General features: G+C 69.5%; 18 protein-coding genes and 1 tRNA gene. 6 read left to right on the top strand and 13 right to left on the bottom strand.

Features of this window, described 5'->3' with window-relative positions; translation table 11 throughout:
- Positions 1–452: 452 nt before the first annotated feature.
- From AC07M9_RS00210 to AC07M9_RS00200, 3 genes are all read right to left on the bottom strand, one after another.
- Positions 453–1748, bottom strand: coding sequence for an amidohydrolase family protein (locus AC07M9_RS00210; protein WP_494880327.1), 1296 nt, complete (start codon positions 1746–1748; stop codon positions 453–455).
- Positions 1745–3130: an amidohydrolase gene (locus AC07M9_RS00205; RefSeq protein ID WP_494880326.1), complete on the bottom strand. Its 1386-nt coding sequence runs from the start codon at positions 3128–3130 to the stop codon at positions 1745–1747. Before AC07M9_RS00205 ends, AC07M9_RS00210 begins: the two co-directional genes overlap by 4 nt.
- A 65-nt stretch (positions 3131–3195) precedes the next feature.
- A complete protein-coding gene (locus tag AC07M9_RS00200; RefSeq protein ID WP_494880325.1) occupies positions 3196–4851 on the bottom strand; it encodes a peptide MFS transporter in 1656 nt (551 codons plus the stop codon).
- A gap of 282 nt (positions 4852–5133) precedes the next feature.
- Between AC07M9_RS00200 and AC07M9_RS00195 the strand changes: the two genes are divergently transcribed.
- The 3 genes from AC07M9_RS00195 to AC07M9_RS00185 all read left to right on the top strand — a co-directional run bounded on the left by AC07M9_RS00195 (position 5134) and on the right by AC07M9_RS00185 (position 6475).
- A complete protein-coding gene (locus tag AC07M9_RS00195) occupies positions 5134–5415 on the top strand; it encodes an integration host factor subunit beta (RefSeq protein ID WP_007684921.1) in 282 nt (93 codons plus the stop codon).
- 154 nt (positions 5416–5569) lie between these two features.
- Positions 5570–5653 (top strand) — tRNA-Leu (locus tag AC07M9_RS00190).
- Positions 5654–5839: 186 nt separating this feature from the next.
- Positions 5840–6475 carry a PilZ domain-containing protein gene (locus tag AC07M9_RS00185; RefSeq protein ID WP_494880324.1) on the top strand — a complete coding sequence of 212 codons (636 nt, stop codon included), beginning with the start codon at positions 5840–5842 and terminating at the stop codon, positions 6473–6475.
- 10 nt (positions 6476–6485) lie between these two features.
- On the opposite strand, the gene msrB is transcribed toward AC07M9_RS00185, so the two are convergent.
- The 3 genes from msrB to AC07M9_RS00170 form a co-directional block, all read right to left on the bottom strand.
- Positions 6486–6974: a peptide-methionine (R)-S-oxide reductase MsrB gene (gene msrB, locus AC07M9_RS00180; RefSeq protein ID WP_494880323.1), complete on the bottom strand. Its 489-nt coding sequence runs from the start codon at positions 6972–6974 to the stop codon at positions 6486–6488.
- A gap of 217 nt (positions 6975–7191) precedes the next feature.
- Positions 7192–8445 carry an ABC transporter permease gene (locus tag AC07M9_RS00175; protein ID WP_494880322.1) on the bottom strand — a complete coding sequence of 418 codons (1254 nt, stop codon included), beginning with the start codon at positions 8443–8445 and terminating at the stop codon, positions 7192–7194.
- Positions 8442–9443, bottom strand: coding sequence for an ABC transporter ATP-binding protein (locus tag AC07M9_RS00170; protein WP_494880320.1), 1002 nt, complete (start codon positions 9441–9443; stop codon positions 8442–8444). The genes AC07M9_RS00175 and AC07M9_RS00170 overlap by 4 nt, the downstream gene beginning before the upstream one ends.
- On the opposite strand from AC07M9_RS00170, the gene queG reads away from it, so the two are divergent.
- The gene (queG, locus tag AC07M9_RS00165; RefSeq protein WP_494880318.1) at positions 9442–10560 is read left to right on the top strand and encodes a tRNA epoxyqueuosine(34) reductase QueG; all 1119 of its coding nucleotides are present in this window, start codon (positions 9442–9444) and stop codon (positions 10558–10560) included. The genes AC07M9_RS00170 and queG overlap by 2 nt on opposite strands.
- Before the next feature lie 117 nt (positions 10561–10677).
- Here queG and AC07M9_RS00160 read toward each other — a convergent pair whose 3' ends face one another.
- The 4 genes from AC07M9_RS00160 to AC07M9_RS00145 form a co-directional block, all read right to left on the bottom strand.
- Positions 10678–11904, bottom strand: coding sequence for an NAD(P)/FAD-dependent oxidoreductase (locus AC07M9_RS00160; protein ID WP_494880316.1), 1227 nt, complete (start codon positions 11902–11904; stop codon positions 10678–10680).
- Positions 11905–12057: 153 nt separating this feature from the next.
- Positions 12058–13056: an LLM class flavin-dependent oxidoreductase gene (locus tag AC07M9_RS00155; RefSeq protein WP_494880314.1), complete on the bottom strand. Its 999-nt coding sequence runs from the start codon at positions 13054–13056 to the stop codon at positions 12058–12060.
- A 9-nt stretch (positions 13057–13065) separates the two neighbouring features.
- Positions 13066–13968, bottom strand: coding sequence for a tetratricopeptide repeat protein (locus AC07M9_RS00150; protein ID WP_494880313.1), 903 nt, complete (start codon positions 13966–13968; stop codon positions 13066–13068).
- Between the two features lie 4 nt (positions 13969–13972).
- Positions 13973–14740 (bottom strand): alpha/beta fold hydrolase, encoded by a 768-nt coding sequence (locus AC07M9_RS00145; RefSeq protein WP_494880311.1) that lies wholly within the window; start codon positions 14738–14740, stop codon positions 13973–13975.
- A 144-nt stretch (positions 14741–14884) separates the two neighbouring features.
- Here AC07M9_RS00145 and AC07M9_RS00140 point away from each other — a divergent pair, with 144 nt between their 5' ends.
- Positions 14885–16222, top strand: coding sequence for an ArnT family glycosyltransferase (locus AC07M9_RS00140; protein WP_494880309.1), 1338 nt, complete (start codon positions 14885–14887; stop codon positions 16220–16222).
- A 4-nt stretch (positions 16223–16226) separates the two neighbouring features.
- Here the strand turns inward: AC07M9_RS00140 and AC07M9_RS00135 are convergent, their stop codons facing one another.
- From AC07M9_RS00135 to AC07M9_RS00125, 3 genes are read right to left on the bottom strand one after another with little or no spacing between them, the layout of a single operon-like run.
- Positions 16227–16391, bottom strand: a complete 165-nt coding sequence (locus AC07M9_RS00135; protein ID WP_494880308.1) for a hypothetical protein — start codon at positions 16389–16391, stop codon at positions 16227–16229.
- A gap of 32 nt (positions 16392–16423) precedes the next feature.
- A complete protein-coding gene (locus AC07M9_RS00130; RefSeq protein ID WP_103096826.1) occupies positions 16424–16618 on the bottom strand; it encodes a helix-turn-helix transcriptional regulator in 195 nt (64 codons plus the stop codon).
- A complete protein-coding gene (locus AC07M9_RS00125) occupies positions 16615–17202 on the bottom strand; it encodes a hypothetical protein (RefSeq protein ID WP_494880306.1) in 588 nt (195 codons plus the stop codon). Before AC07M9_RS00125 ends, AC07M9_RS00130 begins: the two co-directional genes overlap by 4 nt.
- A gap of 483 nt (positions 17203–17685) precedes the next feature.
- Between AC07M9_RS00125 and thrS the strand changes: the two genes are divergently transcribed.
- A complete protein-coding gene (gene thrS, locus AC07M9_RS00120) occupies positions 17686–19677 on the top strand; it encodes a threonine--tRNA ligase (protein WP_494880304.1) in 1992 nt (663 codons plus the stop codon).
- The last annotated feature ends 151 nt before the right edge of the window (positions 19678–19828 follow it).

Raw genomic sequence — 19828 nt, 5'->3', positions numbered from 1 at the left:
AAAGTGCATAATCGCCCAATAATAACCATTTAGGTTATAAACTCCACCGTCGATAACCCTCGACACATGCGGCGGGACGGGAGGCGCGAAGCTGGCGCCGAGCGCTTTTCCGTACGCGGTCGGCGCCCGGTCACGGACCGGACAAACCGTACCATGGATGCGTGGATGAACATGAGGGTATGCCCTCAGGAACGACGGCCAAGGGAGCGAGCCCGCGCCGTCACCCCCGCGCACCGAGGGCCGAGCCGGAGAGTCCCACGCGGTACTGCCCCTCTCCAGCCGTTCGCATGCAAAAGGCAGCACCCAGCACCCGCCGCCTGATGCTGGCGGCACCCCAGCGCCGGCCGCACCCCGTCCGCTGTTTTCCCCGGCGTAAACCCGCACTCGCCCGCGGGCGTTTTCCCGTGCCTGCCCACCCCCCCATCGCTGCGCGACAGGGAGAAGCGGGCGCGCTACCAGTCGTAGGCCTTGGGCTGGTACGTCTCGTCGAGGTCCTTGTAGCGTTCGCGCAGCCGGCTCTGGTGGTTCCCGAGCGGCTGTTTCACCCCGTCGATCCACACCGCGACCGGGGCCGAGGACACTTCCAGCGGATCGCCGTCCCACAGCACCACGTCGCCCACCGCGCCCGGCGCCAGCACGCCGGCCTTTCCACCGAAACCGCTGATCTCGGCCGGAACCGAGGTGATCGACGCCAGCGCCTCGCCCCAGCTGAGGCCGGTGGCGCCGGGGATCCTGGTTAGCGCGACGAGGTTGCCCGCCTGCTGCGGCGCGTTGCGGGGCTGGTCCATGCCGGCGTACATTCCCAGCGCGACCTTGACGCCGGCCTTCTTCATGCGCCCGACGTTCGACAGCGTCGCCGCCAGCGTCTCGAACGTGGCGGGCAGGTCGCGCATCGGCATGGTGATGACCGGCACATGCGCCGCCGCGACGTCGGGTGCCACCAGCCAGCCCTCGGTGGCGCCGACGAGCACGAGGTCCAGCTTGGGAAACTCGCCCCTGAGCGCCAGCACGCTGCGGATGTCGGCGGCGCGCTCGACCCCGACGTAGAGCGCTTGGGTGCCGTCCACCACCTTGGCCAGCGCCAGCGCGTCGGCGCGGGTGAGCAGGACGTCGCCCTGCCGCTGCGCGCCGGGCGTCAGCGCCGCCGCCTCGCGCGCCTCGCGCAGGGCGTTGCGCAGCGCGGTGTGCGCGGCGACGCGGCTGCCCCCGGCAAGGCGGCCGCCGGTCTCGCCCAGTTCGACGTACTGGAACGCGCGCGGCTTCATCACCAGCGTGGCATCGGCGCCGAGGTCGATCACCGCGCCCTGCCCGGCGAAGATCGAGCCGCCGTTGAACGGGGTGACGCTGGCGCGGGTGACCCCGCCCTCGCGGCTGACGGCGATATGCTCGCTCGCCGGATTGAGCGCGGGCACCACGTCGAGCGCGGCATTGAACGGCGACTTGTCGGCCTCGAGGTCGTTGCTCTCGTCGACCGCGCCGACGTCCCACAGGCCGAGGTCGGTGACCGCCGAGAACAGCCCCGGCGTCACCCACTTGCCGGTGCCGTCGACGGTCTGGATGCCCGCCGGCACGGCGACGCCGGCCCCGGCGGCGACGATCCTGCCCGCCCGCACCACGACGGTGCCATGCTCGACAGGCGCACCGCCATCGCCGGTCGCGACGGTGGCGTTGGTGATGGCGACATCCTGCGCGAAGGCAGGGAGCGGAGCGGCCGCGAACAGCGCGGCAAGGATCAGGCGGCGGCTCACTTCACGTCTCCTTCGCCGGGCTGGCCGAGTTCGAAGTCGCTCACCGGCTTTCGCTTGGGATCGTCGGCGTCGTATAGCAATGCACCATCGACCCAGACCTTCTCGGGCCGCGAGTAGATCGACAGCGGATTGCCGTTCCACAGCACCACGTCGGCCATCTTGCCGTTTTCGAGGCTGCCGGTCTTCTCGCCGATGCCCATGGCCTTGGCGGCGTTGTAGGTGAACCAGCCGACGACCTGCGCGTCGGGCACCTCGACGCCGATGCGCCTGCCCGCGGCCTGCGCCCTGGCGGCGGCCTGGTTGAGCCGCTGGATGCCGTTCTCGTCGTCGGAGTGGATGACCACGCACGCGCCCTGCTTGGCGAGCAGCGCGGCGTTCTCGGGGATGCCGTCGTAGGCCTCCATCTTGAAGCCGTACCAGTCCGCCCAGATCGCGGCGCAGACATCGTTGGCCTTGAGCAGGTCGCCGATCTTGTAGGCCTCGACCGCGTGGTGGAAGGCGGTGACCTTGTAGCCCATCTCCTTCGCCATATCGAGGACCAGCGCCATCTCGTCCGCGCGGTAGCAGTGGTTCTGGACGAGGATCTCGCCCTTCAGGACGCCTTCGAGCGTGTCCTTGCCGAGGTCGCGCTCGGCATGGTCGCCGTCCCTGTACTTCTTCGCGTCGATCCAGGCCTGGCGGTTGACCGAGAAGTTGCCCATCCGGGTCGAGGGCTTGGTGCCCTTCTCGCCGTAGACGCGCTTGGGGTTCTCGCCGCAGGCCATCTTGAGCGAATAGGGCGCGCCGGGGAACTTCATGCCCTGCACGGTGCGGCTGGCGACGTTCTTGAGCGTCACCGCGCGCCCGCCCATCAGGTTGGCCGAGCCAGGCAGTATCTGCAGCGAGGTCACCCCGCCATTGACGAGCGCACGGCTGAAGCCGGGGTCCTGCGGCCAGACCGAATGCTCGGCCCAGACGTCGGGCGTGGTGGGGCTGGTCGCCTCGTTGCCATCGGAATTGGCGTCGACGCCGGGGCTGGGATAGACGCCGAGGTGCGAGTGGATGTCGATCACGCCCGGCGTCACGAACTTGCCGGCACCGTCGACCCGGTCGTAGCCGGCGGGAATCGCGAGATCGGCGCCGCCCACGGCGACCACCTTGCCGCCCTCGAACAGCACGGTGCCGTTGTCGATCCGGCCACCCCGCCCGTCGTAGACGACGGCGCCGACGAGCGCGGTCGGCCGGCCCGGATAGGGCTTGTAGGTGGAGGCATAAGGCGCGGGCGAGGAGGCCTCCTCGCCCTTGTCCTTCTTCTTCGCATCGGCGGCCGACGTGCCCATCGTCAAAGCCGCGCCGAGCGCCAGCAGCGACGCCCAGCGCCGCATCCCCGTCGATACCCTCATGGCCGTTTCCCCCTGTTGAGTCGCCCGCCCCGGGCGACCCCGGGAACAGGCCGTCTGTACCAATGTCAGTCGGTGCGCTTGCCCGGGTGGAAACCGGCCTCCCCGGCATCGAGCCCGAGCGCCGCCTCTCCGGCGAGGTCGTGGTCGCTGGCGCGGTCGCCCAGCGAATCGAGGTGCATCCAGCGCTTCACCAGCGGCGAGAGCGCCAGCACCACGACCGAGACGCCGAGCGTGACCCAGCCGATCTTGTTGTAGATATCCAGCGTCAGCGCCTTGTCCATCGCACCGCCCTCGCCGCCGGTGGCCTCGCCGATCTTGCCCGCGACGAAGTTGCCCACCGCCGTCATGTAGTACCACGCGCCCATGATGAAGCTGCCCAGGTGCAGCGGCGAAAGCCGCGTCATCGCCGAAAGCCCGACCGGAGACAGGCACAGCTCGCCCGTGGTGTGCAGCGCATAGATCAGGAACACGAACAGCACCGAGGTCATCACCGCCGGATCGCCGGTGCCCGCGCCCCACACGAAGACGAGGAAGCCGAGGCCGACCTGCGCCAGCGCGAGCGCGAACTTGGCGGGCGCGGAAGGCTCGAGGCCCTTGCGGCCGAGGTACTGCCACAAGGCGGCGAAGATCGGCCCGAACAGCACGATGTAGATCGGGTTGATCGACTGGAACAGGCTGGTCGGCACGCCGCCGCGATCGACGAACTTGTCGGTATAGAGGCTGAGGCTGCCGCCCGCCTGCTCGAACAGGCCCCAGAAGATCGGGTTCAGCGCGACCAGGAAGATGATCGCGAAGATACGCTCGCGCGCTTCCTTGGGCAGCTTGAACGCCTCGTAGAGCGTGTAGCCCAGCATCGCCACGCCCGAGACGATCAGCAGGTTCTGGATGACGTCGACGTACTGGATCAGCAGCCAGATCACCACGACCGCAGCCCCGCCGACACCGTAGAGCGTGAGTTCGCTCTTCTTCGCCATCGGCCTCGGCGGTTCGCCCCGTCCGCGCAGCGCCGGCCGGCCGACCACGAAGATGACGAGACCCAGCAGCATGCCGATGCCGGCAAGCCCGAAGCCCCACGACCAGCCGATCGTCTCACCCAGGTAACCGACCAGGATCGTGCCGAGCGCCGCGCCGGTGTTCACGCCCATGTAGAACACCGTGTAGGCGGCGTCGCGCCGGGTGTCGGTCATCTTGTAGAGCTGGCCGACGATGACCGCGATGTTGGCCTTGAGGAAGCCCGAGCCGACGATGATGAGCGCCAGCGCGAACCAGAACACGTTGATCGCCGGGTCCGCCTGCTTGAGCGCCGGGTCGGTGAGCCCCTGCATCCCCTCGTAGGCCATGAACAGGTGGCCGAGCGCCAGCACGATGCCGCCGAACAGCACCGCCTTGCGCTGCCCCAGCCAACGGTCGGCGAGGTAGCCGCCCAGCACCGGGGTGATGTAGACGAGGCTGGTATAGGCCCCGTAGATCAGGTTCGACGGCCCGTCGGAGAACAGCCAGAACTTGGTGAGGTACAGGATCAGCAGCGCGCGCATGCCGTAGTAGGAGAAACGCTCCCACATCTCGGCGTAGAACAGCACGAAGAGGCCGCGCGGGTGGCCGACGAATTCCTCGCTCTTGCGCGTGGCGATGAAGCCGCCGATCGCGAGCACGGCGAAGAGGACGACGGCGCCGATGGCCGCGATCCAGTCACCCTCGTTCCAAACTGCGATGTCCTTCATGCCGCTCCTGTCCTGGCGCCCTGTTATCCGACCCGCGCCCGCCGCCGGAAAAATCGGCCTGCGGGCGAAAGAGACGAGGTTAGCGGGCAATTTGCCGCTGTAAATGGGGACCGGTCCAGCGAAGGCGCCGGAACGGACTTCGCAGGCGCATCATTTCCGGCTCGTGATACGGCCCATTGCGCGAAGTCGCCAGCGGTGGCATTTTCTCGCGCGGCGGGAGCCCGGCGGAGCGTAATTTTATGTTCCGTCACGGTTTGTGGATTTTTTGGGGGAAATGGCGCGATGATCAGGTCCGAGCTGCTGCAGGTGCTCGCCAAGGACAATCCGGAGCTGCGCGCCGAGGATGTCGAACGTGCGGTCGACACCTTCTTCGACGAGATCGCCCAGCGCCTCGCCGACGGGGGCCGCGTCGAACTGCGCGGTTTCGGCGCTTTCTCCACCCGCCACCGCGATGGCCGCAAGGGCCGCAACCCGCGCACAGGCGAAAGCGTCGACGTGCCGGAAAAGCGCGTGCCCTACTTCAAGCCCGGCAAGGAAATGCGCGCCCGCCTCAACGTGGAATAGCAAGGAAGGCCCGGCCGCCCGAGCGGATCCGCCTGCCCGGCGCGCACCGTCGTTGCCCAGGGCTTCGCGCCCGCGTGAATTCGCCCGCGTCGCGGCGCTATCGGATTGCCCTGCGCAAGGCCTGACGCTAAGCGCGACTGCTGGGCTGCGACGTGCGGGCGTGGCGGAATGGTAGACGCAGCGGACTTAAAATCCGCTTGGGATTCCAGTGCGGGTTCGAGTCCCGCCGCCCGCACCAAGTCACCGGACGCCAATATCGCGGTTTTATTTGCAGTATTGGCCAGCCTCAAACGATTGCGTTTACAAATAGGTAACTTGCGAATCGGTATTATTAAGCCGGTACCCGCCAGTGCGCCCACCGCACGATCCCATCTGGCCTTGCCTGGCCGGCACCGGGGCGTGTATCTAGGGGGTATCGTTCGCCATGACTTTTCCGGACCGCTCGTCCGCCGGCCATGTCCAGGCTCTGGGTAGCCACAAGCCGGAAGACCTGCGCGCCACGCCGCGCTTCGCGCTGCTGCTGCGCGCGGCGAAGCTCGTCGGACCTCGGGGCGAATACCTGTGCATCGTGCGGGACGTGTCCGAAACCGGTGCCCGGCTGCGCCTGTTCCATTCGCTTGCGGGTATCGACCAGCTGGCGCTCGAAAGCGTAACCGGCGAGCGCATTCCCCTCGCTCTGGTCTGGGAGCATGAAGACGAGGCCGGCTTCCGCTTCGCCCGGCCGATCGACGTCCAGCGCTTCATCGCCGAGGCCGGTCCCTACCCCAGACGCCCGATCCGCGTCGCCGTGGACCACCCCGCCCGCATCACGGTGGCGGGTGAAACGGCGCAGGTTCGCGTGCGCGACCTCTCGCGCCAGGGGGCCCGGATCGACACGGACGGCCATCTCGCCATCGGCCAGCAGCTGCGCCTCGAGGCGGACGAGCTGCCGCCGTTCGAGGCGACGGTATGCTGGCGGCGCCAACCGTCCTACGGCCTCGTCTTCCGCCAGCTGATGGGGCTGGAGGAACTCGCCGTCCGCACCTTCCGCATGCAGCAGGTCGCCACGGCGATCGCCTGAGCGGGGCCGCTCACCCCGGCCGGAACGTCATCGCCGCGCCGTTCATGCAGTAGCGCTTGCCGGTCGGCGGCGGCCCATCGTCGAAGACATGGCCCAGATGGCCGCCGCAGCGCGCGCAGTGGACCTCGGTGCGCCCGATCCCCAGGCTCGAATCCCGCGACGTGCCGATGGCGCCGGGCAGCGGCTTCCAGAAGCTGGGCCAGCCGGTGCCGCTGTCGAACTTGGTCTTGGAGGAATAGAGCGGGTTGCCGTCCGCCGCACAGACGAACGTGCCCGCCCGGTGCTCGGCGTTGAGCGGCGAGGAATAAGGCCGCTCGGTCGCCTCCTTGCGCAGCACGCGGTACTGGTCTGCGGTGAGGCGGCGGCGCCATTCGGCATCGGAATAGGCGACCGGGTAGACTTTCGCCTCGGCCGTGACGCCGCAGGCCGCCAGTACCGGCAGCGCGGCGCCGGCACCCAGCCATGCGAGGACATTGCGGCGGGTCGTCGATGCAATCATGGGTGTGCCTCCTTGGCCTCTCGCCGAGTCCTAGGTGGCGATTTCGCGCGGGGTTTCAATCAGGTGTGGAAAATGGCCCCGCGCCGGGACGCGGAGGCGCGTTGTCCTTGCGCCCCAGATGCGTTACTCGACCGGCCCGGCGAAAAGCCCGGTCGATGAGGCGACCGGGGATGGCCGAGGTGTAAGCGCGACGCCCTTTCCTGCGCCTGCGCTTTTTCTACAGCGCCGCGCGAGGACGCCGCGCGAACCGCCGGCTGCCGCCGCGTCCCTGTCCGCCCGATTTCATCACCCGGCTGCGGAACAGGCCCGAGCCCAGCCGCACCAGCAGCGCGACCCACAGCCCCTGCCAGGCCAGCGCCGCGACGTGCGGCAGGAGCGCGCCATCCTGCGCCGCGCGCGCCAGCATTGCGAAGGGCGAGCTGAACGGGAACAGCGCCGCGGCCACCTCGACCGCGCTGCCCGGACGGGTCATCGCGTAAGTGGCGAAGAAGAACAGCATGAGCTGCACCATCGTCACCGGCATCGAGAGCGTCTGCACCTCGCGCACGGTGGCCGCCAGCGAGCCGATCGACAGGAACACCGAACCCAGCAGCAGGTAGGCCATCGAGAAGTAGAGCACGCCCAGCACGACCAGCAGCGGCCAGCCGACGGCGGGACCCGGCAAATGCGGGAAGGCCGATCCCGCGACGAGATAGAGCCCCGCGCCCACCCCGGCCCACACCGCGATGCCGACCAGCGACACGCCGAGCATCGCGAAGAGCTTGCCGAAGAACACCGATTCCATCGGGATCGCCGCAGCCAGGACCTCGATGATCTTGTTGCCCTTTTCCTCGACGAGGTTGGACAGCACCATGCCCGCCAGCATCATCGTCAGCAGGAACAGCAGCGTCTGCGCCGCCTGCGCGGTCCGCAGGCGGCTCTTGCGCTCGCTCACCTGGCTGCTCGCGGTGGTTTCGAGATGCACCCGGGGCCAGGCACGCAGCGCGCCCTGCTCGGCCTGCGAGGCGATCATCGCGATGTCTCCGCTCCACGCCTCGATCTGACCGCGCGGGCCGGTCAGCACCGGGGCGGAGGGGGTGCCCGAGAGCACGGCGGCGATGTTGGCCTGCTTGCCCGCCATGGCCGCCGCCGGATCGGCGCGCTCACCCGGCGCGAGGCGCCTGAGCACGACGAGGCCGGGCAGGTCCTGCCCCAGCCGGTCGGCCAGTTCGTTGCGCGCGCCCAGCACGGCGTCGGCATCCGCGCCCGCCATGACCACGCCCACTTCGGGCCGGTCGGAACTGCGCTCCACGCTGCCGCCCACACTGCCCGCCAGCGCGCCGACGACCACCGGAAACAGCGGGCCGAGCAGGAAGAAGAAGAACGTGCGCGAGAACAGGATCGCGGTGAAGTCGCGCCGGGCGACGACCCAGGCGGCGGCGAGCGTGGACAGGCGGCCTCCGTGCGAAGGTCCATGCGAATCGGGCATCATCGGCGCGGCTCCTCCGGCTTTTCCTCTTCGAGCGCGCGCGCGGCGGCCTCGCCGGCGATGGCGACGAAGGCATCGTGCAGGCCGGCCCGCTCGATCGAGAGCGAGAGAATCCCGGCCTCGCCCTCGATCAGCGCGCGCAGCAGCGGCTCGATCCCGGTGGCGGGCAGGGGGAAGTGCCAGAACTGCCCTTCCCGGCGCGCATCGGCGGGCAGCGCGGCGCGCCACGACCCGTCCGACGCGCGGGTTTCCAGGCGCACCTGCGGCGGAATCCGGTCGCGCGCGACGTCGACCGGCCCGGCGAAGGGCACCTTGCCGCCGGCGATGATCGCCACTTCGTCGCACAGCCGCTCGGCATGGGCGATGACGTGGGTGGAGAAGATGACCGTGGTGCCGTCCGCCGCCAGGCCGCGCATCATTGTCTCGAGCTTGCCCTGGTTGAGCGCGTCGAGGCCGGAGAACGGCTCGTCGAAGACCACCAGGCGGGGGCGGTGGACGAGGGTGCCGAGGATCTGCACCTGCTGCGCCATGCCCTTGGAAAGCTGGCGGATCTGGCGGTCGGCGGCATAGCCCAGGCCGTGCCGTTCCAGCAGTTCGTGCGCGCGGCGGCGGCCTTCCCTGAGCGGCAGCCCGCGCAGCGCGCCGAGGAAGGCGATGGCTTCGGTGGCCTTCATCGAGGGGTAGAGGCCGCGCTCCTCGGGCAGGTAGCCGATGGCGTGGGCGACGTCGTGCGGACGCTCCGCCCCGAGGATGCGGCGGTAGCCCGAATCGGGGTCGATGATGCCCAGCATCATGCGCAGCGTCGTGGTCTTGCCCGCGCCGTTGGGGCCGAGGATGCCGTAGACCGAGCCCGCCGGCACCGCGAGATCGACGCCATCGACGGCCGTGACGCCTTCGAATCGCTTCACCAGGCCGCGCGCCTCGATCGCCCATGGCTCGACGAACCGCGCGCCCTCATGCGCATTGCCGGTCAACCTCGGATCTCCTACTTGCGCATCCATGACGTCCCCCGGCTCATACACCAGCGTAGCCCATAGCGAAGGCCCGGTTAAGGGCGCGCTAAGGGCATTTGCGACGGATCTGGAGGCAGAAGCCCGCGCACTGGGTTTCGGGGCGTTCGGGATCGCCTCGGCCGCTGGCGACGACGAGCGCGCCGCGCGGCTCGACGCCTGGCTCGCGGCGGGGATGCACGGCACCATGGGCTGGATGGAGGAGCGCGCGCACCACCGGCGCAGCCCGCAGGGCCTGTGGGGCGAGGCCCGCAGCGTCATCGCGCTCGGCATGAGCTACGCCCCCGCCGCCGATCCGCTGCGACTCGCGGGCGAGCCGGAGATAGGTCGCATTTCGACCTATGCGCAGGGCGCGGACTATCACGACGTGGTCAAGAAGGCGCTCAAGCACCTGGCCCGCTGGATCGTCGAGCAGGGCCCGAAGCGCGGATTCGAGGGCGCCGGGGTCAAGGTCTTCACCGATACCGCGCCGGTCATGGAAAAGCCGCTGGCCGCCGCCGCCGGGCTCGGCTGGCAGGGCAAGCATACCAACGTCGTCAGCCGCGAGCATGGCTCGTGGCTGTTCCTCGGCGAGATTTACACCACGCTGGCGTTCGAGCCCTCGGCGCCGGGGCGCGACTCGTGCGGGTCCTGCACCGCCTGCCAGGACGCCTGCCCGACCAATGCCTTCCCGGCGCCCTACCGCCTCGATGCGCGGCGCTGCGTCAGCTACCTCACCATCGAGCACAAGGGCCCGGTGCCCGACGACCTGCGCGAGGGGCTGGGCAACCGCATCTACGGCTGCGACGACTGTCTGGCGGTCTGTCCGTGGAACAAGTTCGCCGAGGCCGCGCACACCATCAAGGCCTTCCTGCCCCGCGCCGAGCTGACGGCGCCTGAGCTGGCGGACCTGCTGACGCTCGACGATGCGGGGTTCCGGGCGCTGTTCTCGGGCAGTCCGATCAAGCGGATCGGGCGCAACCGGTTCGTGCGGAACTGCCTCTATGCGGCGGGGAACAGCGGGCGGGTGGCGCTGTTGGCGCAGGTCGAGGCGCTGCTGGGGGACGAGGACCCGGTGGTGGCGGAGGCGGCGGCCTGGGCCAGGACTCGGCTTTCGCCCCCGGCCTAGCGCCAGGAAGGAAGCGGGGCCCCCGCCTTCGCGGGGGCGACGGGGTGTCTTGAACGCGAGGTTGGCTCAAAATCCCCGTCGCCCCCGCGCAGGCGGGGGCCGCGCTTGGGCCCGGCGCTACATCAGTTCCTTGAGCGGCGTCCCGGCATCGGCCAGCACCGCCGGATCGGGCGAGAGGCCCGCTTCCACCAGCTTGCGGCCCTGCACGTAGTCCTTGACCGCGTTGACGCAGTCCAGCGCCACGACGCGGCCTTCCTTGAGGTAGACCACCGAGAAGCTGCGGCCCTCGGGGTCGCCGCGCATCACGGTCTTGTCGAAGCCCATGTTGATGCCGGCGGTCTGGAGCCGCAGGTCATACTGGTTCGACCAGAACCACGGGAACGCCTTGTAGGCCTTCTCGTCGCCGCAGATGGCCTTGGCGACGCAGGTGGCCATGTCGTTGGCGTTCTGCACCGATTCGACGCGCATCACTGTGCCGCCGGCATAGTCGCAGGCGAAGGCGGCGCAGTCGCCGATGGCGTAGATGTCGGGCAAGGAGGTGCGGCAGAATTCGTCCACGTCGACCCCGTTGGCGCCGCTCGCGCCGGCCAGGATCAGCGGGCCGACGGCGGGCACGATGCCGATGCCGACGATCACCGCCTCGGCGGGGATGACCTCGCCGTCCGCCAGCTTGACGCCGGTGACGCGGTGGCTGTCGCCCACCAGGCAGTCGACCGCGACGCCGGTGCGCAGGTCAACGCCGTGGTCGCGGTGTTCCTTCTGGTAGAACGCCGAGAGTTCCTCGCCCGCGACGCGCGCCAGCACGCGCGGCAGCGCTTCGAGCAGGGTGACGTTGAGCTTGAGCTTGGACAGCACCGCCGCCGCCTCGAGCCCGATGTAGCCGCCGCCGATGACGACGATGTTCTTCGTGCCCGCATCGACCTCGGCCATCAGCGTGTCGCAGTCCTCGCGGGTGCGCACGGCGTGGACGCCCGCCAGTTCGGCCCCGCCGCACGACAGCCGGCGCGGATCGCCTCCGGTCGCCCAGACGAGCTTGCCATAGGCCAGCGTCGCGCCGTTCGAGAGCGTCAGTTCCTTGGCCTTGGCATCGACCTTGGTGACTTCGGTGCTGAGCTGGAAAGTGATTTCCTTCTCGGCCCAGAACGTCGGCGGGCGGATGTAGAGGCGGTCGAAGGTCTTCTCGCGCGCGAAGTATTCCTTGGAGAGCGGCGGGCGCTCGTAAGGGTACTCGGCCTCGCGGCCGATGACGGTGATGGTTCCGGTGAACCCGTTCTGGCGCAGGGCGATCGCGCACTGCGCTCCGCCATGACCCGCTCCCACGATGACGACGTCTGATGTTTCCATGGGCGGGGTGAGTTCCGCAATTTCGCCGCGCGGTCAATGGGAGAGAGGATAGGATTTGGCGATAATCGCGGTAGCATCGCGTGACGCTGGCGGAACGGCCGGTTCGCGAATACGTCGTCCCCGGCTACGCGGGGACGACGGACCGTTGCCGTCTCAGGTCAGCGCCGGCGTCTGCCCCAGCGCTTCCATGGTCAGCTCGATAGAGCGCACCTGGGCGGCCGGGTCGTAGGTCGCGATGCTGACCATCAGCTCGTCCGCCTGCGTGCGCGCGACGAATTCCTCGATCCCGGCGCGCACCGTCTCGGGGCTACCCACCGCGCTGACCGAGCGGACCTGTTCCAGCATCGCGCGCGCCGAGCCGGGCAGGGTCTCGCGGTAGCCCCGCACCGGCGGCAGTAGCCGGCCCGGATTGCCGGTGCGCAGCGCCACGAAGCTCTGGTCGGTGGACGAGGCGAGGTAGATCGCCTCCTCGTCGGTTTCCGCCGCGACGACGTTGATCGCGGCCATGAAGTGCGGCTTGTCCAGCGTCTCGGAGGGCTGGAACCGCTCGCGGTAGACCTTGGCGGCCTCGTCCAGCGCGGCGGGGGCGAAGTGCGAGGCGAAGGCGTAGGGCATGCCCAGCATCGCCGCGAGCTGCGCGCCGAACAGACTGGAGCCCAAAATCCACATCTCGACGTCGGCGCCCGCCGCCTGCGGCGAGGGCACGCCGCCCGCCGCCTGTCCGGCGAAGCGCGCCTGGAGTTCGACCACGTCGTTGGGGAAGCGCTCGGCGGCGGCGTGGATGTCCTTGCGCAGCGCCTGCGCGAGCCGTCCGTCCGCGCCCGGCGCGCGGCCAAGGCCGAGATCGACGCGGCCCGGGAACAGCGCGGCGAGCGTGCCGAACTGCTCGGCGATCACGTAAGGCGTGTGGTTGGGCAGCATGATCCCGCCCGAGCCGATGCGGATCGTCGAGGTCTGGTTGCCGAGGTGCGCGAGGACCACCGAGGTGGCTCCGCCCGCGATCCCGTCCATGCCGTGGTGCTCCGCCACCCAGTAGCGCTTGTAGCCGGCGCGTTCGGCCGCCTGCGCGGTGGCGACGGAGATGTCGAGCGCCTGGGCGACGGTGCCGCCTTCGCGGACGGTGACGAGATCGAGGACGGAAAGCGGGATCATGGCATGGCCTTATTTTGCCTTGGCCGGGGTCTGGGGGGACTCCGGCCCGAGCTGGGAGAGGTATTGCTTGGCAGTGACCGCCGCATCGCTGCCGACGCCGGCGGCAAGGACCGAGGTCCAGCTGCGGCGCGCGGCCGTCTCGTTGCCCGAGAGCATGGCGATGACGCCGGCTTCGAGCCCGATCTCGGGGTCCTGCGGGGCGAGGCTCGCGGCCTTCTCGATCTGGCTCTGCGCCTGCCCGAGGTCGTTCTGGCGGCGCGAGAGGGTGGCCGAGAGCAGCCAGGCCTGCGCGTTGCCGGGCTGCACGGCGCGCGCTTCGGCGAGGGCGGCGGCGGCGTCCCCGGGCTGCTTGACGGCGACGAGCGCGCGGGCGCGGTCGAGCGCGATCGAGGCGGTGAGGTCGGCGTCGGCGAGGATCTTCGCGTCGGTCGCGGCCGGGCCGAGCAGGCCGAGCGCCTGTCCCGGCTGCCCGGCGGCGAGCGCGGCATTGCCCGCCATCGCGCCGAGCCGGGCGCGGCTGGCATGGTCGGTGATGTCGGCGGCGTCGCGGGCGGTCACGAAGGCGGCGCGCGCCTCGTCCCAGCGGTCGAGGCTGCTGAGCGCCGCGCCGAGGCACAGCCCCGCGCGCACGCGCTCGCGCCCCACCGCGCGGCCCAGCGCATCGGCGGCCAGTTCGGCGGAGCGTTCGGGATTGGACTCGACGGCGCTCATGCAGCCGCTGCTGCCAGTACCGGCAATCCCACTCGGCACCGCGACGACCTGCGCCTCGCGGGCCCGGCGCGCGGCCTCGTCCTGCTTCTTCTCGATGATCTCGAGCGGCAGCTGTGACGCATAGGGGCTGGCGCTGCTCGGCAGCGAGGATGCCGGGCCGACCTGGGCCATGAGCGGAAGCAGGAGAGGCAGCAGGGACATGGGATCAGGACTCCGAGGGAACCTGCGTCGCGCGGGGAAGGACGAGTTCGGCAACCGTGCGGAGAAGCAGCTGGATGTCGGCATCGCGCGAGAGGCGGTGGTCCCCGTCCTTGATGAGCGTCACCTGCACATCGGCTGAACGCAGGCGCTCTGCCAGCTGCAGCGAGATGTCGAAGGGCACGTCGGCATCGCGCTGGCCATGGAGCAGGCGCACCGGCGCGTGAATCGTGATCGGGCCTTCGAGGAGGAGATTGGCCTGTCCGTCCGCCCAGAAGCCGGGGTGGGTGGGGGTCGGCTCGGGGCCGTAGGGATTGTCCTCCAGCAACGTCTCGCCGTCGGCCAGCAGCGCCTTGTCCATCTGCGGGATGCCCCAGTCGGTGAAGTCCGGCGCGGGGGCCACGCCGACGAGGCCGGCGAGCCGCTCACCGAGCGCGAGGCCCGCCAGCAGCATGACCCAGCCGCCCATCGACGAGCCGACCAGCACCACCTTCTCCTCGGTCTCCAGCGCGGCGACCAGCGCCAGGACCTCCTGCGTCCAGCGCGTCAGCGTGCCTTCGCCGAAGGAACCGGGGCTCTCGCCGCAGCCGGAATAGTCGAACAGCAGGCAGGGCAACCCGCTGGCGCGCGCCATCTCGAACAGCGCGGTGGCCTTCGAGCCGGTCATGTCGGACATGTAGCCGGGCAGGAACACGATCACCGGGCCGACCCCCGGCGTGAAGCGATAGGCGATGGAGCGACCGTCGGAGAGGTCGAGGAAGTGCGTCGAAGTCATGCTGCCGTTAGTGGGAACGCGAGGGGCCGAGGGCAAGCGGCGAAAGGCAAAGACTTGCTTGTCGTCCTGCAAGTTCGGGCGGCACAAGTCGCTGGACCTCCTCTGCATAATGCGATCTTAAGCCTGCTCGCCTAGAGGACACCCATGAGCGCCAAGGTCATCCATTTCCCGTCCCGCCCCTCGCGGCTCGCGCTGCGGCTCGAGTGGTTCGCGACCGACAAGTCGGTGCTGCTGGGCATCTGGGCGCTCTACTTCGCCCTGCGCGCCGCGGTGCTGCTGATCGACGTCGCGCCGACCTCGGATGCCGAGTGGTACTACCTGCGGGCGGCGAGCCTGGCGGCGGGCCAGGGGTATCTCGACAATTTCGGCGAGCCGACCGCGTTCTGGCCGGCGGGCTGGCCGATCGCGCTGAGCCTCGTGTTCGCGCAGTTCGGCACCTCGCTGGTGGCGCTCGGGCTGTTCAACCTCGTGAGTGCGATGCTGACCGGGGTGGTCACGCTGGCGCTGGGGCGGCGGCTGTTCGGCTCGGAAGGCGCGGCGCGGGCCGGGCTGCTGCTGCTGGCAGTCTATCCCAATGCGATCGGCTACGTGCCCCTCGCGCTGACCGAGGTGTTCTACACCGCCGTGCTGATGGCCGGGTGCTGGGTGGTGGTGACCCGCACCAACCGCTGGCAGCTGGTCAGCGCGGGCGTGCTTTTCGGCATCGCCACGCTGGTGAAGGCGCAGACGCTGGTGGTGGTGCCGCTGTTGTTCGCAATCGACTGGCTGCGGATGGGACAGGTCTGGAAGCGCCTGCCGCGCCTGCTCGGCGACGGACTGCTGGTCCTCGCCATAGCGGCGCTGACGGTCGCGCCGTGGACGATCCGCAATTACACGCAGCTCGGCCACTGGGTCGCGGTCTCCACCAACGGCGGCTACACCCTGCTGACCGGCAACCACGATACCGCGACCGGCGACTACACCCCCGACGCCCCGGTGGTGAAGGACCTGATGGCCCGCCCCGGCCTCGACGAAGTGACGCGTGATGCCGAGGCGCGGCGGCTCGGGATGGCGTGGATCACCACGCACCCCGACCGTTTCCTGAAGCTGGCGCCGAAGAAGCTGATGCGGCTGTGGCTGCCCGACGGCGAGGCCGAGTGGGCCTACCAGGGCGGCGCGCCCGGCTACGCGCGGTTCGAGCTGGTCTACCGCGCCGTGCGCATGCTCAACCAGGGCTATTACGTCCTGCTGATGGCCGCCTTCGCCGCCGCCTTTGTCGTGATGATCGCACGCCGTCGCCGCGACGGGCAGCGCTGGATCGGCTGGTGGCTGCTGCCCTACGGCATCGCGCTTTATCCGACGCTGATCTGCGTGGTGTTCTCAGGCCAGTCGCGCTTCCATTACCCGGTGATGCCGTGGGTGTGCATGACCGCCGGCTGGCTGGCGATGACCGCACTCGGCCGGCTGGGCGAGCGCGGCATGGCAAGGCCGACGCTGCACTGAGACGTCAGTAGAGGGTCGGACCCAGCACCCGCACGACGATCGTGCCCTCGACGGGGAAGGCGCTCAGGCTCGTCTCGACGCGAGGCTCGCGGTCAGCGCGCGCGCCTCCGAAAACGCCGAGCGCGACCGCCACGCCCACCGCGATCGCGATGGAGGTGCCGATTGCCATTGCCGTCCTGCGCCGATCGGGTCCGGCCGCCATCACTCGCCCCTCTGGAAGATATCCTCGATCGCCATACCAAAAACGTCGGCGATGCGGAAGGCGAGCGGCAGCGAGGGGTCGTAGCGCCCGGTCTCGATCGCGTTGACGCTCTGGCGCGAGACTTCCAGCCGCTCGGCGAGGTCCTGCTGGCTCCAGCCGCGCTCGGCGCGCAGCACCTTGAGGCGGTTCTTCACGTCTCGATCCAGCGATTGACGAAGGTGCCGAGCGCGAGCCCGACCGCCCAGACGGGCACCGCTGCCCAGCTCGGCACGTGCGGCACTAGTTCGAACGTCTCGAGGAAGCCCCAGACCGTCGCCACGGCGAGCAGCAGCCCGGTCGCCGACAGCGCCGCGTTCACCACCTTCATGCGCAGGTACTCGTCCTGCTCCTCGATGAGGTAGCGCGCCATGGCCCAGACCAGATAGAGGATCGGCAGCGCGGGCAACACCGCCAGCAGCCACAGCAGCGGGCCATGGGCGTCGAGCGCCCTGCTCCCCGCGACGGCCACGAACAGCAGCAGCACATAGGCGAACGACCACGCCAGCCCGCGCCGGTTGTAGCGCTGCGTCGCCGGGGACAGCGCCCCGCAGGCGGCCTGCGCCCGCTCGGTCGCCCGCACGAAGGGGATCAGCAGCAGCATCGGCGGGATCATCACCAGCATCGAAGGAACCGACGGCAGGTCGAACCAGCGCGCCAGGAAGCCCGTGCCGAACATGCCGATGAAGAAGGCGGCGCCCCAGAGCCAGACCGGGCGTCGCGAGACAAGTGTACTATCCATTGCATCAAGCTCCCTTGATAATATGTAAAGGACAATTGTCAGTTCACGCGACCTAAGTCAAGCGTCATTGACATCCCCTCGCCGTCCCCGCGCGGGCGGGGACCGCTGGCAAGGTCGCGCCACCTCCAGGCCTGGCGCCACATCGCCGTGGCCCATGGCGAAGTCACGCCTCAAGGGTACCCAGCTGTCCCCGCCTGCGCGGGGACGACGGTTGCATACAGGGGGATGACTCCTGCCCCCGCAATCGCTACATAATCCCGCGATGACGCACCCGCGCACCCCGACCACTACCACTACCACCCGGCGCGCCCGGGCACGGTCGGTCGCGCGCTGAAGGCGCGAGCCACCGTCGCCCGGCTTCGGGCGAGGCGGCGTCACTCTCCCGAAACGAACCTTTCACCCGACGCCGACGCTTCACCCGCGCGCCTGCCTGTGCCATGGCGCGCTCAAAGCCGGATCGCCGGTAACGAGAGACGAGTCCCGATGTCCGAGATGTTCAAGATCAGCCTGCCCGACGGTTCGGTCCGCGAGATGCCCGAGGGTTCCACCCCGGCCGACGTCGCCGCCGCGATCGGCCCCGGCCTCGCCAAGGCAGCGCTCGCCGCACGCATCGACGGCGAGCTGGTCGACCTGAACCTGCCCTTCACCGGCGACGCGAGCCTCGCCCTCGTCACCAGCCGCGACGAGGCCGAGGCGCTCGAACTCGCCCGCCACGACTTCGCGCATATCCTCGCCGAAGCGGTGCAGGCGCTGTTCCCGGGCACGCAGATCACCTTCGGTCCCTCGACCGACGACGGTTTCTACTACGACTTCGCGCCGAAGGATCGCCCGTTCACGGACGACGACCTGCCCGCGATCGAGGCCGAGATGCGCCGCATCATCGCCGCCGACAAGCCGCTGCGCCGCGAGGTCTGGGACCGCGAGACGCTGATCAGCCGCTGGAAGCAGCAGGGCGAGAGCTTCAAGGCCGAATGGGCCGCCGAACTCCCCGGCGACGAACCGCTGACCGTCTACTGGTCGGGCGAGGACTGGCTCGACATGTGCCGCGGGCCCCACCTGCCCTCGACCGGCAAGCTGGACCCCGCCGCCTTCAAGCTGACGCGCGTCTCGGGCGCCTACTGGCGCGGCGACCAGAAGAACGCGATGCTCAGCCGCATCTACGGCACCGGCTGGCTCAACAAGAAGCAGCTCGCCGCGCACCTCACGCGCCTGGAAGAGGCCGCCAAGCGCGACCACCGCAGGCTCGGCAACGAGATGGACCTGTTCCACCTGCAGGCCGAAGCGCACGGTTCGGTGTTCTGGCACCCCAAGGGCTACGTGATCTGGCGCGAGCTGGAAGCCTACATGCGCCGCGCCATCGACGGCGCCGGCTACCGCGAGGTCAAGACCCCGCAGGTCATGGACGCGCGCCAGTGGGAGCAGTCCGGCCACTGGGGCAAGTACCGCGAGAACATGTTCGTCATCCCCGACGAAGTGCCCAACGTCGAGGACGAAGGCCCGATCGTCTCGGACGATGCCGAGTGGATGGCGCTCAAGCCGATGAACTGCCCGGCGCATATCCTGATCTTCCGCCAGGGCATGAAGTCCTATCGCGAACTGCCGCTGCGGCTCTACGAGAACGGCTGCTGCCACCGCAACGAGCCGCACGGCGCGCTGCACGGCCTGATGCGCGTGCGCCAGTTCACCCAGGACGACGCGCATATCTTCTGCCGCGAGGACCAGATCGTCGCCGAAGTGCAGGACTTCTGCCAGCTCGCCGACCGGATCTACAAGGACTTCGGCTTCACCTACTCGATCAAGCTCGCGCTGCGCCCCGAGAAGCGCTTCGGCAGCGAGGAAATGTGGGACAAGGCCGAGGCCGAACTGCGCGCCGCCGTGGTCAAGGCCGGCCTCGCCACCGAACAGTACGGCTGGGAGGAACTCCCCGGCGAAGGCGCGTTCTATGCGCCCAAGCTGGAATGGCACCTGACCGACGCGATCGGCCGCACCTGGCAGGTCGGCACGATCCAGTCCGACCGCGTCCTCCCCGAGCGCCTCGACGCCAGCTACATCGGCGAGGACGGCGAGAAGCACCGCCCGGTCATGCTGCACCGCGCGATCTTCGGGTCTTACGAGCGCTTCATCGGCATCCTGATCGAGCACTTCGCCGGCAAGCTGCCGGTCTGGCTCGCCCCGGTGCAGGCGGTGGTCGCGACGATCGTCTCCGACGCCGACGCCTATGCCCACGAAGTGACCGCCAAGCTCCGGGCCGCCGGGGTCCGCGTCGAGACCGACGTGCGCAACGAGAAGATCAACTACAAGGTGCGCGAGCACTCGGTGCAGAAGGTCCCGCACCTGCTGGTCGTCGGCAAGCGCGAGGCCGAGGAGGGCACCGTTGCGCTGCGCACGCTCGGCGCCGAGCACCAGAAGGTCATGACGCTCGGCGAGGCGATCGTGCTGCTCAAGACCGCCGCCACGGCGCCGGATTTGCTGTGACCTGCGCGCACCTCCTTCTTGGCCCTCTCCCCTTCAGGGGAGAGGGTTGGGAGAGGGGCAAGCGCGCGACCTTCCCCTCTCAACTCCGGCTAGCCAGCAAGCTGGCAAGCCTGCGTATCTCTCCCCCGAAGGGAAGAGAGCGCGTGCTTCA

Source organism: Novosphingobium sp. GW821-FHT09E05, assembly GCF_059416165.1.
Note: the sequence above shows the minus strand (reverse complement) of the source record. Positions and strands in the feature narration are given on the sequence as shown.